This window comes from Neisseria sp. P0018.S001, assembly GCF_051957355.1.
Classification (GTDB): Bacteria; Pseudomonadota; Gammaproteobacteria; order Burkholderiales; family Neisseriaceae; genus Neisseria; species Neisseria subflava_A.
Genome location: NZ_JBQCWN010000063.1, coordinates 1 through 461, shown reverse-complemented (window position 1 = coordinate 461; position 461 = coordinate 1). Strand labels below are relative to the sequence as shown.

At 47.9% G+C, this 461-nt stretch carries 1 protein-coding gene; it reads left to right on the top strand.

All coding sequences use genetic code 11. The features are described 5' to 3' along the window. Window positions 1–461, top strand: a 461-nt coding sequence (locus ACTHTJ_RS10840) for a S1 RNA-binding domain-containing protein (protein WP_440362685.1), incomplete at both ends; no start/stop codon positions are given.

Genomic DNA, 461 nt, shown 5'->3' with positions numbered 1-461 from the left:
CCATTAAGGCGGTGTTGAACGGACAAACTTACCAACCCAATAAAACCTGGGAGGCTTCGGGCGTGCATACCTCTTTCTGTGAGCGCCGAGCCGATGATGCCAGCCGCGATGTGGAAAACTGGCTGAAAACTTATTATATGCGCGACCAAGTCGGTGAAGTCTTCAGTGGCAAGATTTCGGGCATGACCAGTTTCGGTATTTTTGTAACCTTGGACGATATTCATATCGACGGCTTGGTACATATCAGTGATTTGGGAGAGGATTATTTAAACTTCCGTCCTGAAATTATGGCGATTGAGGGCGAACGCAGCGGTGTCCGTTTCAATATGGGTGATACGGTCACTGTAAAAGTCGCGCGTGCCGCTTTAGATACCATCAAGATTGATTTGACCTTAATCAGCGGCGGTTCAGTCGGTAAGAAACGCGGAGGTAGAAAAGCAAAACCTGTGAGTAAGCCGATA